A 13,800-nucleotide genomic window follows, 5' to 3' on the forward strand; every position below is an offset into this window, starting at 1 on the left:
GGGGCCGTCCGCCGGCGTCCGTGGCGGGGGACGGGTCACCCGCCCGCCTTGCTCTTTCTGCGGCGCTTGGGCTTCGGCGCGGGCTCCGGGCTCGGGGTCTTGGCCTCGGGTTCCGGCGTCGGTTCCTTGGGCGTGGTCTTCAGGATGACGGTGTAGTTGCGATGTACGAAGAGCTTGTCGATCACCGGGTTTTTGGAGGCGCCGACACCGCAGCAGGCGTAGTGGACGGTCAGCGGCGGGGCGTCCTCGTCCTGGTTCTCGCGGGCCGCGGCGAGTTCCCGCACTTTCTGCTGAAGGGTGATGCCTTCGTCGACGGTGGTCGCGCCTTCGCCCAGATGCTGGGAGGCCAGCGGCATCACTTTGTAGTTGATGACCTGCTGGCCCGCGGTGAACGTCTTGGGGTAGTCGGAGGGCAGGGGCTTGCGCTTGTTGTTGGGGCCGACCATTTCGAGGTCGTCCGCCGTCGGCAGGTCGCCGGACTCGACTTGTTTGGCCGCCTCGTTCTCCAGCCATGCGCCGGGCGGCGCGTAGACGACGAGTTCGATTCCCTCGGGCACGGCGAAGGTGGCCGTGAGGGCGCGGCTGCGTGGTTTGTCGGGGTCCTTGGGCAGGAGCTGGTTGTCGCCGAACCGCCCGTGCCCGCTGATCACGGTCCGGCCCTGTTGGCTCGGGCCCGCCTGCGGTTGCTCGTCCTGGGCGACGGGGCCCGGCATCCGCTGCACGGACGGCGTCCGGCTGCCGAGCATCCGGCACACGGCGGCGTTGCCCGCGGAGCGCTGAAGCTCCATCAGGGCGCCTGGCGGCTGGGCCGCCGCGGATGACATGGCGGTCGTCGGGAGGCCCGGCCGCGGGGTCCGGTGGTGCCGATGGCCGTCCCGTGTCTCTTCATGCGCGCGCATGAGTCGCCCCCTCGGTACGGAATCCCCGCGGAACACGGTGGGACAGCGACGCTAGGGGACCGCGCGCGGCGGCGGTAGAGCGGCGCGGCCACACCCGGGGGCAGGGGGTCTGCCCCGGGAGGCCAGGCCGGCCGGGCCCGTACGGCGGGTCAGCGGCGGGTCAGCGGCGGGTCAGAAGTCGAGCTCCACATAGTCGATGTCGGTGAACTCGACCGAGAGGCCCTCGGCGCGACGGCCCTGGTCCTTGAAGTAGATCTCCTGGAGGCCCTCGGCGACGACCGCCTGGAGCTGCCGGTCGGTGGCGCCGTCGGACTGGGCGTCGAAGAGCCGGGCCGCGTACTCCGGGGGGAGGTGCTGGGTGATCAGCCGGATGCGGCCGTCGTCGGTGCTGCCCGGGGCGGCGGTGAACCCGAAGCGCGCCCGGGTCTCGACGACGATGCCGGTGGCGGTGGCCGCCCGCTTCTTCGCCCGGTCCCGCACCCGGGGCTGCCAGCGCGCCCGGACCTCGGAGTCGAGCCGGGCCGCGAGCTCCGGGCGGGGCTGTTTGAGCTGGTCCTTGACGTACCGTTCGACGGTCCGCTGGGAGATGCCCAGCAGTTCCGCGAGGGCCCGGGTGCCCTTGAGCCGTCTGACCAGGAACCGCATCTTCGCGCCCGCCGACTTCGGAATGGGGCGGGTGGCCGTGTTCTCCTCGGCCCGGTTCAGGCTGTCGCCGAGAACGCCCATGGTGTCCGTCTACTCTCCGCTGTCGGTGTCGTCGCCCTTGATGTGCCGGGCGGGGTTGTGTCCTTCGTCGAGCAGCCGCACGGCCCACAGCAGTTCCCGGGTGCCCTCGTGTTTGACCATGCCCGGGGAGACTCCCAGCCGGAAGGAGCCCGGGGCGGGCTTGCCCTCCGGGGTGTGCGGCAGTACGTCCAGCGGGCTCGGCCCGTCGGAGAGGTAGACGGCGCAGTCGGAGAGCAGGGCGATGGGGATCAGCGCGTCGTCGTCGAGCGTGACGCGGCCCATGGGGGCGGGGTTCCGCTGGGTGGCGAGCGCCGTCTTGAGCACCTTGCGGTGCATATTGACCCGGGCGGTCGAGATGACGGCGGCGCGGATGTCGGGTCGCCAGGTCGGCCGCTCCAGCGCGGGCCACCGCTCGCCGGGCCGGTAGCCGGCGCCCTGCGGGCGTTCGCGGAGCTTGCCGATGCCGCCCTTGACCGTCGACCTGATCGCGGAGAGCACCGCCGCCAGCTGCGGATCGTTGCGCTTATGGGTCTCCATCACGGCGAGGAAGTCCGCCTCGGACAGCCCGCTGGTGACGCCCAGGTCGGCCATCGTGGCTTTGTACGCCTCGGCGAGCTGCTTGTACCAGGGGTCCAGATAGGGCGAGGAGCCGGGACGGAGCCATGCCTCCAGCGGCTCGACGGCGACCGGGAGCCGGTAGGCGTCGATGAGCTCGGCCGCGTAGGCGACGGTCGGCGTCGCGTACCAGGCGGGGCCTTCGGGGCGGGCGCCGTGCGGGGTGAACGGCGAAGGCAGACGCGGGTCCAGTTCGATGCCGGAGAGATCGACGAGCCAGGAGCCGGGCGTCTTCCGGTCGACCACCGGCCGGGTGCGGTGGACCGGCGCTCCGAGGCCGGCGGTCAGCCGGTTCGCGGCGGCGAGGAACGCCGTGTTGACGTCGATGCCGACCGCGTGGCTCCGGGCGCACTCGGCGTCGGTGAGGAGCTGCGGGTCGCGGATCCAGTCAAACGCCTCCTCGTCCAGCACCTCGCCAGGGGTGCGCTGATGGCCGCGCGGGTACCGGGCGGCGACGACCGGATGCTCTTCGGGGGCCTCGACCGGCGCGGGGTCGACGGACTCGGTCAGTGAGCCGGGCATCGGGCCGGACACCCAGGCGCCGGTCTCGTCCCGTACGGCCCGGGTCGCGGGGCGCAGCGCGGTCATCGTCTCCAGGCCGCAGACGGCGGTGGAGCCGCGCGGGGTGATGACGCGGGAGGCGTAGACGCCGAGCACCCGGGCGAGGTCGGCGGGGGGGAGCCGGTCGGCGTCGCCCCAGGAGCGGGCGTCGAGCGCGCCCCAGGGCAGGACGGCGAGCTGCACACACTGGCGCCGGCCGTGTTCGGCGGGGCGGTAGATCCGGGCCCAGGGGCCGAAGCCGCGCCGGGTGAGCTGCCATTTCGCCCGGGTGAGCTGTTTGACGGCGGGGTGGTCCTGGGGGAGTCGCAGGCCGCGCCGGTCCTCCAGGCGCTCGGGGAGTCCGAGCCGGTCGGCGGCGGCGGCGGTGAGGACGATGAGCGGGTCGGAGTCCTTGCCCGAGGGGTGGAGCCGGGGCGCTCCGAGCTTCCCTTCGGTCAGGGTCCAGGCGACCAGGGCGGGCAGAGTGGTGGCGGGGCAGTCCAGGACCAGGCCGCCGACGCAGTACAAGGCGCTGTCGCCGTCCAGTACGCCGAGCGGGCCGTGGGCGAAGCGCTCGTCAGCGACGGGAGAGGCGGGGGCGGCGGGGGCGGCGGGGGTGGGGTGGGGTGCGGCTCCGGTCGCGGGCGGGCGGCGCGGCGCTGTCTTCCGCCCGGTATGTTCCACACGTTCCATACGTTCCACGGGCTGGTGCGGCAGCGCGGGGGGTGCGGGGGCGGGGGGTGCGGACTGGTCCGGGGCGGCGGAGGCGGCGGGCGCCGGGGCAACGGGCGCGGCGCCCGAGAGGGCGGACGGGTCCGGCGCGGGCCGCGCGGACGGAGTTGCGGGCAGGTCCGGGGCCGCTGACGGGTCCGAGGGCGGAGTCACGGCCGGCGCTGCTGCCGAAGGCGCGGGCTCGTCCGGGGCCGACGGGTAGAGGTCGGCGAGCTTCTCCAGCAGCCGGGCGTACGCCTCCCGCTGCGGGGGCCTGGGCTCGGTCTTTCCGCTCTCCCACGACACCACCGTCGGCCGGCGCACCTTGAGGGCCTTCGCCACCTGCTCCTGTGTCAGGCCGTGCGCCTTGCGCAGCCGCTCGCGCTCGGCGGGCGGGGGCAGCGGGGACTGGCCCGCGATCAGGGCGTCGATCGCGTCGAACAACTCGGACATGCCGTACCTCCTCCGCCCCAGCATAGTGCGAAGCGGACTTACGGCGTACCAAGTGCGTACATAGCGCGTACACGGTGTCGGCGCGCACCACGTCGCTCCAGGTCACGCCAGCCGGTCCGCAATACGGGAGATGACCTGTGCGACGGCCGGGTGTGACGCTGCCACCGTGAGCACCCGCCGAAGCTGCGAAGGGGTTTTCCATGGACGGCGATCTCGTTGAGCACACCAGCCTCTCGCTGATCGAAGCGAAGGTGTCGGAGATCTGGACGGAGCTGCTCGGCCGCGAGGCCGCCGCGCAGGAGGACGCCACCTTCTTCGAGTTGAGCGGGGAGTCGATCGCGGCTGTCCGCATGGTGGCGCGGGTCGAGGACGACCTCGGAGTGGAGATCGAGGTGGGCGACATCTTCGAGGAGGACCCCACCCTGTCGACGTTCATCCGCCTGGTCGCCGAGCGGGCCGGCGTCACCGCGTAGACCGCGTAGACCGCGTAGGACGAACAGGGCCGGCCGGGGTGGACGGTGTGAGCGACGAGCAGAGGATGGTGAACCGGTGATGGCGGGTCTGGTCCGGGTGGCTCCCGACGCCGACCTCGACGAGGTCGTGGAAATCCTGGAACGGGACGGCGGGGTGATCGTCGAGGACTTCGTCGACGCGACCGTCCTCCGCGGGCTCTGGCACGACCTCGGCCCTTCCCTGGAGGCCCGCGCCTACGGGGACGACTGGTACAACGGCACCCGCACCCGGCGGGTGTCCTCGGTCTTCGCCCGTACCCACCGGCTGACGCCCGTGGTGACACAGCCCCTGTACCTCCAGGCCGCGCGCAGGATCATGCAGCAGCCGGTGCCGGTGTGGATCGGGCGTTCGCGGGTCGAGATGACGCCGACGATCCAGATCAGCGGCACCCAGCTGATCCAGATCCACACCGGGCAGGGCAAGCAGCCGCTGCACCGGGACGACGCGCTGCATCTGCGCCGCCACCCCGGGCCCACCAGCCGGGTGCAGCTGATGCTCGCCATGAGCGACTTCACCGCGGAGAACGGCGGCACCCTGGTCATCCCGGGCAGCCACCACTGGGACGACGAGCGTCCGCCGCGCGCCGACGAGGCGCTGCCCACCGAGATGCGGGCCGGCTCGGGGCTGATCTGGCTCGGCGGCGTCTACCACGGCGGCGGCAAGAACATCACGGACACTCCGCGCACCGGACTGACGATCGCGCTGGACCTGGGCAATCTGCGCCAGGAGGAGAACCAGTACCTCGCGGTGCCCAGGGAGTCCGTGCTGGCCTATCCGGAGGAGGTGCGGCGGCTCCTCGGCTACGACCGCTGCCCGCCGGGTCTGGGCTGGTACGAGATGGCCGACCAGTATCTCGTGCTGGACGGCGGTGTTCCGGGGGCCGTCGAAGCCCCCGCCGCCTGAGCGCGTCCGGCGCGCGCCGCGGCCTGCCGGCCGCCGGGGCGGCGGCCCGCGCCCCCGTTATCGCTTCTGCACGCTCCACGACACCCGGGAGACTTCCATGGAGATACGCTGCCCCGTCGCACTGGACCCCACCGGACGGGACATACACGCCGAGGCCGCCGCGCTGCGGGCCTCGGGCGCCGCGACGCAGGTGGAGCTCCCCGGCGGTGTCGTCGCCTGGTCGATCAACGACTACGCCAATGTGCGCAAGGTGCTGACCGACCCGAACGTCACCAAGAGCGCCCGTAACCACTGGCCGAAGTTCATCAACGGCGAGATCCCGCCCGACTGGGAGATGATCAGCTGGATCGCGATGGACAACATGGTCACCGCGTACGGCAAGGACCATCTGCGGCTGCGCCGGCTGGTCGGCAAGGCGTTCACCCCACGCCGTACGGAGGCGATCCGGCCGCGGATCGTCGAGCTCACCGAGGGGCTGGTCAGCGCGTTGGAGAGCGCGGCGCCGGGTGAGGTGGTGGATCTGCGGGCACGGTTCGCCTATCCGCTGCCGGCGCTGCTGGTGGCCGACCTCATCGGCATGTCCGAGAACGCGCGCGCCAAGACGGCCAAGGTCATCGACATGATGGTGGACACCACGGTCACCCCGGAGCAGGCGCAGTCCGTGCTGCGGGACTGGCGCGGTGCGATGGAGGAGCTGGTCGCCGAGAAGCGGGCCAACCCCGGCGAGGACATCACCAGCGATCTGATCGCCGCCCGCGACGAGGACGGGTCGCGGCTGTCCGAGGCCGAGCTGACGGACACCATCTTCGCCATCCTCGGCGCGGGTTCCGAGACCACGATCAACTTCTTCGACAACGCCATCACGGCGCTGCTCTCCCATCCGGAGCAGCTGGAGCTCCTCCGGTCGGGACGCGCCTCCTGGGACGATGTCATCGACGAGACGCTGCGGGTGGAGTCGCCGCTGGCGCATCTGCCGCTGCGGTACGCCGTCGAGGACATCGAGCTGGACGGGGTGACGATCCCGCAGGGCGAGCCGATCCTGGTCAACTACAGCGCGGTGGGCCGTGACCCGGCCGTGCACGGGGAGAGCTCCTGCGCGTTCGATCTGGCCCGCGCCGACAAGGAGCATCTGTCGTTCGGCTTCGGCCCGCACTACTGCCTCGGCGCGGGGGTGGCCCGGCTGGTGGCGACGATCGGGCTGTCCACCCTGTTCGAGCGCTTCCCCGAGCTGTCGCTGGCGGTCGACGCGACGGAGCTCCAGCCGCTGCCGACGTTCATCATGAACGGTCACCGGGCGCTTCCGGTGCGGCTGACGGCGGCGGTGCCCGCGGTGAGCGCCGCCGGCTGACGGCGCTCGCGCCCGGGGAGTGTCTTCGAAGTAGCGTCGTCCGCCCGGAGGGCGGGTCTGGCGGGGTCTGGTGCCGTGCATCGCAAGGCGGAGGAAGGAGCCACTGCGGAGCATTGGCGACTGACGACAACGCGGCGAGGTGCGGTGCCAGGGCACGCCAGACAGACGGGACTTCGAAGACACGACCCGGCATACGTCCGCGCCCCCGGCTTCTCCGAGGAGAGGCCGGGGGCGCGGTGGCGTGGGGCGGTGCGCCCGGTCAGGCGCTGTCGCGGGGGCTGTTCTGGTAGGCGGCGAGCAGCCACTCGCCGTTCTCCTTGCTGATCACCCAGGTGGCCCGGATGGCCCGCTCGTCGGCGACCTCCGTCTCGCCCGGGGCGAGGATGCCGCCCTGGGTGATGACAAGGGCCACGTCGGGGCGGAGGAACTTCAGGGCGAGCGGCGTTCCGGTGACCCGGGTCCCCTTGAAGGGGCCCTGGAAGGCGGCGGCCATGAACTCCTCGATCTGCTGCCGGCCGTCGCGGTAGAAGCCGGGCAGGATCATGCTGCCCTCGGGGGTGAAGTTCCGGGCGAAGGCCGCCGCGTCATGGTCCGCCCAGGCCGCGACGATACGTCCGGGGACGGCGACGGCCGCCGCCCGGTCCGCGTCGGAGACGGTGGCGCCGGTGTCCGTGGTGGACGGTGCTGCGGTCATGGTGCTCCCTGTCCGTGGGCCGATGGCGGACGGTGCGGCCCCGGCCGGGGGCCGCACCCTCGTTCAGATGTCTCAGATACCTCAGGTATCGCAGATGCCTCAGGTGCCTCAGGTGCCTCAGATGTAGAGACTGTTGGGTTCGAGGCCGCACAGGACCCGGCCGTACAGCTCGTTGTTGGTGTTCGGGTGCATCAGCGCGTGCAGATTGACCGCCTGTACATCGCGCGAGATGCGCTGGATCGGCACATCGCTGTAGATCGACGAGCCGCCGCTGGCGGTCTGGAAGATGTCCACGGCCTCTTTGGCGAGACCGCAGAACGCTCCGAGGTCGGCGCGGGCCTGGACCCGCTCCCGCAGGGTCCAGGGGCTGTTCTCGGCGGCCTTGGCGTCGACCAGGTCGGCCAGGCGCAGGGCGTGGAACTCGGCCTGGTCGGTCTTGAGGGTGGCCTCGGCGACCTGGAGGTGGGTCAGCGGGGCCTGGCTCTGCGACGCGTAGTCGGTGTAGGTGATCTTCCGGTCGGGCAGCCGGCGGAAGAATTCGTCGGCCGCCGCCTTGGCCAGTCCGAGGACGGCGCCCACGGAGGAGGCGGAGGCGACGGGCAGCAGCGGGGGCCGGTGCAGCGGGGAGTCCGCGCCCGCCTGGGAGACGCCGCCCTGGCCCTGCACGATCACCGGCAGCGGCAGGACGCGCTCGGCGGGCACGAAGAGGTTCTGCGCGACGGTGGTGACGCTGCCGGTGCCCTTGAGGCCCGCGGTGGACCAGTCGGCCACGATCGTGAGGTCCGCCATGGGCACGAGCGCCATGACGGGCATGGGCACGCCCTCGGCGGTGGGCTGGATGGCGACGATGATCTGCCAGTGGGCGTGCAGGGCGCCGCTGATGAACTTCCACTGGCCGTTGACCACCACGCCGCCGTCGGCGGGGGCGGCCATGCCGCCGGGGCTGAGGGTTCCGCAGACCCGGACGTCGGGGCTGGTGAAGACCTCGTCCTGGACGGCGTCGGGGAAGAGTCCGGCCATCCAGCCCGGGATCCAGTAGACGGAGGCGGTCCACGCCGTGGAGCCGTCCGCCCGGCCGAGTTCGGCGGCCACCTCGACGAGGGTGCGGGTGTCGCTCTCGTAGCCGCCGTAGCGGGCGGGCACCCTCATCCGGAAGACGCCGGCGTCGGCCAGCGCTTCGATCGACTCGTCGTGAACGCGCCGATTCTCCTCCGCCCATGCCGCGTGGCCGCTCAGCAGCGGGCGCAGGTCGGTTGCGCGGCGAACCAGTTGTTCCCGCGCCGGCACACCGGTTGTCAACACCATGTCCTCCTGGAAAAGACGCGCCACGGCCGTCGGCCCGGACATGGGCCGTCCGCGATAGTCACGCTCGACCGTCGCAGTCGCACAATGGGCCCGCATCTTCTGTATTGCGTCGTGTGGGCGGGTGCGCCGGAGCCGGTTCGAGTGAAAGGGAAGCCGCAATCTCGGAGAAGCTCCGCACGGCGGCGACTGCGACCATGGAGGACGCTTTGTCCTTGCGTCGGCCCGACCCGACGGGCGTGTCGCAGCCGCTTTACAGGGAGAATCCACCCTACGACGGAACGGGACGACATCTGATGACCGAGCGTCAGGAAATCCCCGCCGAAAATGCTGGGGAGCGGCGGAAGACCCGCCCGTTGACGGGTGACGAATACATCGAGAGCCTGCGGGACGACCGCGAGATCTATCTGTACGGGGAGCGGGTCAAAGACGTCACCACGCATGCGGCGTTCCGTAATCCGATCCGTATGACGGCCCGGCTCTACGACGCTCTGCACGATCCGGCGCAGCGCGGGGTGCTGACCAAGCCCACCGACACCGGGAGCGACGGCTACACCCACAGCTTCTTCACGACGCCGCACAGCGCCGACGATCTCGTCGCCGATCAGCGGGCGATCGCGGCGTGGGCGCGGCTGAGCTACGGATGGATGGGCCGCAGTCCCGACTACAAGGCGTCGTTCCTGGGGACGCTGGTGGCGAACGCGGACTACTACGACCCGTATACGGAGAACGCGCGGCGCTGGTACCGGGAGTCGCAGGAGAAGGTCCTGTTCTGGAATCACGCGATCGTGCATCCGCCGGTGGACCGGGATCGCTCTCCGGACGAGGTCCGGGACGTGTTCATCCATGTCGAGAAGGAGACCGACGCCGGTCTGGTGGTCAGCGGCGCGAAGGTGGTCGCCACCGGCAGTGCGCTGGCCCACTACAACTTCATCGCCCATTTCGGGCTTCCGGTGAAGAAGCGGGAGTTCGCGCTGGTGGCGACGGTGCCGATGGACGCGCCGGGCATGAAGCTGATCTGCCGCCCGTCCTACAGCGCCACCGCCGCGGTGATGGGCAGTCCGTTCGACTATCCGCTCTCCTCGCGTCTGGACGAGAACGACACCATTCTGGTGCTGGACAAGGTGCTCATTCCCTGGGAGAACGTCTTCATCTACGGGCATCTGGGGAAGGTCCAGATGTTCGCGGCCCGTTCGGGGTTCGTGGAGCGTTTCACCTTCCATGGCTGCACCCGTCTGGCGGTGAAGCTGGAATTCATCGCAGGTCTGCTGATCAAGGCTTTGGAGATCACCGGGACAAAGGATTTCCGCGGTGTGCAGAGCCGGATAGGCGAGGTGCTCGCCTGGCGGAATCTGTTCTGGGCGGTCTCGGATGCCGCCGCACGCAATCCGGTGGAGTGGAAGAACGGGGCGGTGCTGCCGAATACGCAGTACGGGATGGCGTACCGGTGGTTCATGCAGCTCGGCTATCCCCGGATCAAGGAGATCATTCAGCAGGATGTGGCGAGCGGTCTGATCTATGTGAACTCCAGCGCGGAGGACTTCAAGAACCCGGATGTGCGACCGTATCTCGACACGTTTCTGCGCGGGTCGGGGGGCACCGAGGCGGTGGACCGGGTCAAGGTGATGAAGCTGCTGTGGGACGCGGTCGGCACGGAGTTCGGCGGCCGGCATGAGCTCTATGAGCGCAACTACGCGGGCAACCATGAGAACACCCGGGTGGAGCTGCTCTTCTCGCAGATGGCGAACGGGCAGGTGGACAGCTATACCGCGTTCGTCGACGAGTGCCTGGGCGAGTACGACCTGGACGGCTGGACGGTGCCGGATCTGTCGTCGTTCGAGGAGCTGCGCGGGGCGCGGAACGGGCTGCTGAAGGGCTGAGGAACCGCCGGGGGGCCGTCTCGGGGAGCGGTCCCCGAGGCGGCCCCCGTGGTGTTCAGCCGCGCCGCAGCGAGGGGTCCGGCGCCGCGACCGTGGTCCGCAGCGGGGCGTCCGGCGCCGCGACCGTGGTCCGCAGCGAGTCGGCGAAGGCGGCGGCCATCTCGGCCATGGTGTCCTCGCGGTAGATGTTGGTGTTGTAGCCCAGATGTCCCACCATCTCGCCGGCGGCGGCGTCGACGGCGAGCTGGAGCATCGCGCCGTCGGGGATGTCGGTGCTCACGGCCTGGGACAGCACCCGCCGGCGTATCTCCGAGTAGGCGAGGTCGCCGGCCGGCTCGCGTTCCACGGGCGGGAACTGGAACACCTGGAAGGCGAAGACGCCGAGGTCGTCCGCGGCGAAGGGCGCCGCGACCTCGGGGGCCTCGGCGACGACCTGTCCGAAGGGCAGCTCATGGGCGTACGCCCGGAAGCAGGTCGTCCGGGTCCGCTCGACCATCTGCCGGAAGGTGGCGCAGCCGGCGGTGTCGGTCCGCAGCGGCACGAAGTTGAAGAACGCCCCCACGGTGTTCTCGAACCGGCGGGGGCCGCGCCCCGACGCCATGGTGGGGACGGCGACATCGGTGACGCCGGTCCGTTCGCTGAGGAACACCTGGTAGGCGGCGAGCAGCACCATGAAGGCGGTGCTGCGGGTGGACCGGGCGAGGGCCACGGTGGCGGCGGTGAGCTCCGCGCCGATCTGGAAGCGGTGGACGGCGGTCGTCTTCTCGATCCCGGCGGACTTGAGGTGGTCGGTGGGGACGCCGGTGATGGCGCCGCCGGCCAGCTGTTCGCGCCAGTAGGCGCGGGCCTTGGCGGCGGGCGCCGAGTCGGGGGCGAAGCGCTCCCGCTCCCAGCGGGCGAAGTCCTGGAACTGGGTGACCTCGGGCAGCGGCGGGGGCTGGTGCCCGGTGTGGCCCGCGTACAGGGCGGCGAGGTCGCGGATGATCAGCTGCATGGAGACTTCGTCGGCCGCGGTGTGGTGCACGACCAGGACCAGGACCGCGTCCTGGTCGTCGAAGCGGCCGAGCACGGCGCAGAGCAGCGGCGGGTCGGTGACGCCGTAACGGCCGCCTTCGACGTCGATGAGCAGTTCCTCGGCACGCCGGTCGCGGTCGGCCGGCTCGGCGGGCAGTTCGCGGATCTCCAGGTCGACGGGGCCGGGGGCGAGGATCTCCTGGTGGGGGGTGTCGGCGTCGCGGACGATGGAGGTGCGCAGCCCTTCATGGCGTACGACCACGTCGTCCAGGGCCCGGCGCAGCGCGTCGGCGTCGGTCTTCCCGTACAGCCGCCAGCCGCCGACGATGTTGTACCGGGGGCCGAAGGGGCCCTCCTCGTCGCCTTGGTCGAACATGCACAGGAATTCCTGGTTGAACGAGAGCGGGATGGTCATGGCGTCCCCCCATGGGTGGTGTGCGGCGGTGCGATGGCAGGGCGCACAGCAGGCCGGAGCGGCTCCGGCCTGCTGTGCGGTGGGTTTCGCTGGGGTGTGTCGTCAGAGCAGTTCGGTCCCGCTGCTCGCGGCGGCCTGGAGGAGTTCGCCGCGGGAGAGCGCGGCGGCGATGAGCTCGATGTCGTCGGACATGAAGCGGTCGCGGTCCAGGGTCGGGACCAGGGAGCGGATCTGGTCGTACGCCGCCTTGCCGGCGGGGCTGAGCCGGCTGTAGCGCCCGGAGAGGTCGACCGCCTGGGCGGCGGCCAGGGTCTCGACCGCGAGGATCCTGGTGTTGTTGGAGAGGACCCGGCGGGCGTTGCGGGCGGCGATCAGGCCCATGCTGACGACGTCCTGGTTGTCGCCGTTGGAGGGCACGCTCTGGATGCTGGCCGGGCCGATGGTCCGGTTCTCGGCGACGAGCGCGGTCGCCGGGTACTGCGCTCCGGCGAAGCCGCTGTTGAGGCCGGGGTCGCCCTGGACCAGGAACTCGGGCAGTCCGTCGCTGAGGTGGCGGTTGAGGAGCCGGTTGGTGCGGCGCTCGGAGAAGACTCCGAGCTGGGTCAGGGCGATGGTGACGTAGTCCATGGCGAACGCGATGGGCTGGCCGTGGAAGTTCGCTCCGTGGAAGATCTCCTTGCCCTCGAAGAACAGGGGGTTGTCGTTGGAGGAGTTGAGCTCGATCTCCAGCTTCTGGCGCGCGTGGTACAGGGTGTCGCGGACGGCGCCGACGACCTGGGGGATGGCGCGCAGGGTGTACGCCTTCTGGAGGTAGACCTCGGTGCGGTCGACTCCTTCGCCGGTCTTCTGCTCCTGTGCCTGGCGGCGCAGTTCGGAGTGGTCCAGGGCGAGGCCGCTGCCGCTGAGCAGGGCGCGCATATTGGCGGCGGTGTCCATCTGGCCCTGGTGCGGGCGGGCCAGGTCGTGGCCCTCGGCCTGGAAGGGGCTGGTGGAGCCCTGGAGGGCTTCGAGGACGAGCGCGGTGACGATCTCGGCCTGGCGTACCTGCTCGAAGGCGCGGCCGACGACGAGGGAGCCGACTCCGGTCATCGCGGAGGTGCCGTTGATGAGTGCGAGGCCCTCCTTGAACCTCAGCTGGAGGGGTTCGATGCCGTGTTCGCGCAGGACCGTGCCGGTCTCGGTGCGTACGCCGTCGCGCAGGACGTATCCCTCGCCGATGAGCGTGGTCGCGACATGGGCCAGGGGGGCGAGGTCGCCGCTGGCGCCGAGGGAGCCGATCTCCGGGATGGCCGGGACGATGCCCAGGTTGAGGTAGAGCGCGAGGCGCTCCAGGAGCTCTGGTCGGACCGCGGAGTAGCCGCGGGCCAGGGCGTTGAGGCGGGCCGCGACCACGGCGCGCGCCTCGTCCTCGGCGAAGAGCGGTCCGACGCCCGCGCTGTGGCTGCGGACCAGGTTGGTCTGGAGTTCCACCTCCTTGGAGGTGGGCACCAGCATGTAGATCATTTCGCCGTAGCCGGTGGTGACGCCGTAGACGGGCTCACCCGAGCGGACGATGTCCTCGAAGAGGCGGCGGCTGTCCGCCGCTTTGGCCAGCGCCTCCGGGGCCACGGTGACGGGTGCGCTGTCCTCGGCGACCCGCCGTACCGCGGGGATGTCCAGATTCTCTCCGTCGAACCGGACGGTGGCCCCATCGGAGTCGACCGAGATCTCGGCCTCGACAATGGTCACGATTCTCACCTCATCATGGGTTCGGTAGCACTGCTGTGGCAGGGAATTCAGGCGGAGCA

General features: G+C 70.9%; 11 protein-coding genes. 4 read left to right on the forward strand and 7 right to left on the reverse strand.

Going from position 1 to position 13,800, the window contains the following annotated elements; translation table 11 throughout:
• Positions 1-35: 35 nt before the first annotated feature.
• The 3 genes from FF041_RS31970 to tap all read right to left on the reverse strand — a co-directional run bounded on the left by FF041_RS31970 (position 36) and on the right by tap (position 3,944).
• Complete coding sequence (locus FF041_RS31970) at positions 36-788, reverse strand: putative adhesin (protein ID WP_153525959.1); 753 nt, start codon at positions 786-788, stop codon at positions 36-38.
• Positions 789-1,070: 282 nt separating this feature from the next.
• Positions 1,071-1,625, reverse strand: coding sequence for a telomere-protecting terminal protein Tpg (tpg, locus tag FF041_RS31975; protein WP_153525960.1), 555 nt, complete (start codon positions 1,623-1,625; stop codon positions 1,071-1,073).
• Positions 1,626-1,634: 9 nt separating this feature from the next.
• Positions 1,635-3,944 carry a telomere-associated protein Tap gene (gene tap / locus FF041_RS31980; protein WP_153525961.1) on the reverse strand — a complete coding sequence of 770 codons (2,310 nt, stop codon included), beginning with the start codon at positions 3,942-3,944 and terminating at the stop codon, positions 1,635-1,637.
• 200 nt (positions 3,945-4,144) lie between these two features.
• Here tap and FF041_RS31985 point away from each other — a divergent pair, with 200 nt between their 5' ends.
• The 3 genes from FF041_RS31985 (at position 4,145) to FF041_RS31995 (ending at position 6,708) form a co-directional block, all read left to right on the forward strand.
• Positions 4,145-4,417: a phosphopantetheine-binding protein gene (locus FF041_RS31985; protein ID WP_153480996.1), complete on the forward strand. Its 273-nt coding sequence runs from the start codon at positions 4,145-4,147 to the stop codon at positions 4,415-4,417.
• 79 nt (positions 4,418-4,496) lie between these two features.
• Positions 4,497-5,360, forward strand: coding sequence for a phytanoyl-CoA dioxygenase family protein (locus tag FF041_RS31990; RefSeq protein WP_153525962.1), 864 nt, complete (start codon positions 4,497-4,499; stop codon positions 5,358-5,360).
• Between the two features lie 97 nt (positions 5,361-5,457).
• Complete coding sequence (locus FF041_RS31995) at positions 5,458-6,708, forward strand: cytochrome P450 family protein (protein ID WP_153525963.1); 1,251 nt, start codon at positions 5,458-5,460, stop codon at positions 6,706-6,708.
• Between the two features lie 259 nt (positions 6,709-6,967).
• On the opposite strand, the gene FF041_RS32000 is transcribed toward FF041_RS31995, so the two are convergent.
• Together FF041_RS32000 and FF041_RS32005 are read right to left on the reverse strand one after the other, a co-directional pair.
• Positions 6,968-7,402, reverse strand: coding sequence for an SgcJ/EcaC family oxidoreductase (locus tag FF041_RS32000; protein ID WP_153480993.1), 435 nt, complete (start codon positions 7,400-7,402; stop codon positions 6,968-6,970).
• A 117-nt stretch (positions 7,403-7,519) separates the two neighbouring features.
• Complete coding sequence (locus FF041_RS32005; protein ID WP_407698215.1) at positions 7,520-8,704, reverse strand: acyl-CoA dehydrogenase family protein; 1,185 nt, start codon at positions 8,702-8,704, stop codon at positions 7,520-7,522.
• A gap of 296 nt (positions 8,705-9,000) precedes the next feature.
• On the opposite strand from FF041_RS32005, the gene FF041_RS32010 reads away from it, so the two are divergent.
• Entirely contained in the window at positions 9,001-10,584 is a 1,584-nt protein-coding gene (locus FF041_RS32010) for a 4-hydroxyphenylacetate 3-hydroxylase family protein (protein WP_153525965.1), read from the forward strand.
• Between the two features lie 55 nt (positions 10,585-10,639).
• Here the strand turns inward: FF041_RS32010 and FF041_RS32015 are convergent, their stop codons facing one another.
• Both FF041_RS32015 and cmdF read right to left on the reverse strand, forming a co-directional pair.
• The gene (locus FF041_RS32015) at positions 10,640-12,013 is read right to left on the reverse strand and encodes a condensation domain-containing protein (protein WP_153525966.1); all 1,374 of its coding nucleotides are present in this window, start codon (positions 12,011-12,013) and stop codon (positions 10,640-10,642) included.
• A 102-nt stretch (positions 12,014-12,115) separates the two neighbouring features.
• The gene (gene cmdF / locus FF041_RS32020) at positions 12,116-13,741 is read right to left on the reverse strand and encodes a tyrosine 2,3-aminomutase (RefSeq protein WP_398703469.1); all 1,626 of its coding nucleotides are present in this window, start codon (positions 13,739-13,741) and stop codon (positions 12,116-12,118) included.
• Positions 13,742-13,800: the final 59 nt, after the last annotated feature.

Origin of the sequence: Streptomyces jumonjinensis (assembly GCF_009600885.1) — a bacterium.
In the GTDB taxonomy this organism is placed as follows: Bacteria; Actinomycetota; Actinomycetes; order Streptomycetales; family Streptomycetaceae; genus Streptomyces; species Streptomyces jumonjinensis.

Excerpts from the sequence above, each read along its gene's own strand:
- FF041_RS31990 (WP_153525962.1), top strand. The coding sequence starts at position 4,497 with ATGGCGGGTCTGGTCCGGGTGGCTCCCGACGCCGACCTCGACGAGGTC.
- tap (WP_153525961.1), bottom strand. The coding sequence starts at position 3,944 with ATGTCCGAGTTGTTCGACGCGATCGACGCCCTGATCGCGGGCCAGTCC.
- FF041_RS32010 (WP_153525965.1), top strand. The coding sequence starts at position 9,001 with ATGACCGAGCGTCAGGAAATCCCCGCCGAAAATGCTGGGGAGCGGCGG.
- FF041_RS31985 (WP_153480996.1), top strand. The coding sequence starts at position 4,145 with ATGGACGGCGATCTCGTTGAGCACACCAGCCTCTCGCTGATCGAAGCG.
- FF041_RS31970 (WP_153525959.1), bottom strand. The coding sequence starts at position 788 with ATGGAGCTTCAGCGCTCCGCGGGCAACGCCGCCGTGTGCCGGATGCTC.
- FF041_RS32015 (WP_153525966.1), bottom strand. The coding sequence starts at position 12,013 with ATGACCATCCCGCTCTCGTTCAACCAGGAATTCCTGTGCATGTTCGAC.
- tpg (WP_153525960.1), bottom strand. The coding sequence starts at position 1,625 with ATGGGCGTTCTCGGCGACAGCCTGAACCGGGCCGAGGAGAACACGGCC.
- FF041_RS31995 (WP_153525963.1), top strand. The coding sequence starts at position 5,458 with ATGGAGATACGCTGCCCCGTCGCACTGGACCCCACCGGACGGGACATA.
- FF041_RS32000 (WP_153480993.1), bottom strand. The coding sequence starts at position 7,402 with ATGACCGCAGCACCGTCCACCACGGACACCGGCGCCACCGTCTCCGAC.